The organism is Cryobacterium shii (assembly GCF_004402595.1).
GTDB lineage: Bacteria > Actinomycetota > Actinomycetes > Actinomycetales > Microbacteriaceae > Cryobacterium > Cryobacterium shii.
This window is the reverse complement of the sequence record NZ_SOFY01000073.1, coordinates 1-1,414: the sequence shown is the minus strand read 5'-3', so window position 1 is coordinate 1,414 and position 1,414 is coordinate 1. Positions and strand designations below refer to the sequence as shown.

Here is a 1,414-nt window from a genome sequence, read left to right as displayed (position 1 = left end):
CGCGAGCGACTGCCCCTCGTCAGCGCGATGGGTCAGGGTTCGGGAGCTGTTCGAGCCGAGGATCGAGGCGAGGTCGCCGGTCGCGAAGCGGCCATAGGTTGCCGCCTCGCCCAGGGCCTCGTCGACTGCGGTCAGGCCGCTGATCTTGGCCAACGCAACCGCGTCGGCCATCTTCACGTTCATCCGCGTCGTGCCCGCCGCCGCGGCCTCAAGCAACCTGGCCTTGACCCCGGAGGGTGGACACGGGTTAAGCGGCGAGTTGGATCTCTGCGGCTTGTGACGAGTATTGCATCTCGAAGTCCACTGGCGTGACATGCCCGATCGACGAGTGCCGCCGGCGGCGGTTGTAGCGGTCCTCGATCCACTCCGCGACGCCTTGGATCGCGCGGGCCCGGGTGGGCCAAACCCTGCGGTAATAGAACTCGGTTTTCAGGGTAGCGAAGAAGCTCTCGGCCATCGCGTTGTCCCAGCAGATCCCGGTATATCGCATCGACCGGGTGATGCCGTTCTTGGCGGCGAAGAGAGTGATCTGTTCCGACGCGTACTGGGCGGATTCAACCGGTCGTCGCAACACCGGTGCTTGCGGTCAACAGTAGCTCGTTCATCGCTTCGGCTGGCGTCTTGAATCCGAATGTCTTACGGGGGCGTTCGTTCAGGGTCTTGGCGACGCCGTCGAGATCGACGAGGGCGTAGCGGGTGAAGTCGGTGCCTTTGGNTGGATGCGGAGTCTGGCGTGTTGGGCCATCTCGGCGCCCTGGTCCCAGGTCAATGACTTGCGCAGGGTCTCGGGCAGACCGGTGATGGCTCGGGCGATCGCATCACAGACGGCGTCGGCGCCGTGTCCGGCTGTCGCGGGCCCGTTCTTCACCTGAGCGCCGATCATCTTGTGCTCGTCCATCGGAGACCGGTGCAACAGCATCGTGAACCTCGTGGTGCGTTCGACCAGGGTACCGATCGCGACCCCGCCCAGTCCGAGGATCAGATCCCCTTCCCAGTGTCCGGGAACGGCCCTGTCGTTGGCTTCCGCGGGTCGGGCGGCGATCATGACCTCCGCCGACAGGAAGCTCTTACCGCGCTTGGCACGGGCCCGCGGCACTCGCAACGCCCGACCAGTGCGTAAGGCGGTGGTCAGCTCGCGGCGCAGCGCGCCACGACCCTCGATGTAGAGGGCCTGGTAGATCGCCTCATGAGAGATTCTCATGCTCCTATCGTCGGGGAAATCGACCTTGAGCCGACCTGCGATCTGCTCCGGGCTCCGCGCTGAGGACCAGCGGCGATCCTGGCATGGCCCATGACGACGCCCGTTCCACGCCCTGATCCCGGGAGCTGCGGCGGGCGTGCCATCAGCGCGCGTTACCGTTCCATCCAACCGGGCCTGAACGTACTCGCGCAACTGTGGGCTTCCCGCGAGCTT

1 protein-coding gene and 2 pseudogenes are annotated in these 1,414 nt (G+C 65.7%); all 3 read right to left on the bottom strand.

Going from position 1 to position 1,414, the window contains the following annotated elements; translation table 11 throughout:
* Positions 1-216 (bottom strand): annotated as a pseudogene (locus tag E3O49_RS13490) (hypothetical protein); the annotation flags it as partial.
* A 31-nt stretch (positions 217-247) separates the two neighbouring features.
* Positions 248-571, bottom strand: coding sequence for an integrase core domain-containing protein (locus tag E3O49_RS13485; protein WP_160141115.1), 324 nt, complete (start codon positions 569-571; stop codon positions 248-250).
* A pseudogene (locus E3O49_RS13480) lies at positions 555-1,414 on the bottom strand (IS30 family transposase); the annotation flags it as partial. The pseudogene E3O49_RS13480 and the gene E3O49_RS13485, both read right to left, overlap by 17 nt.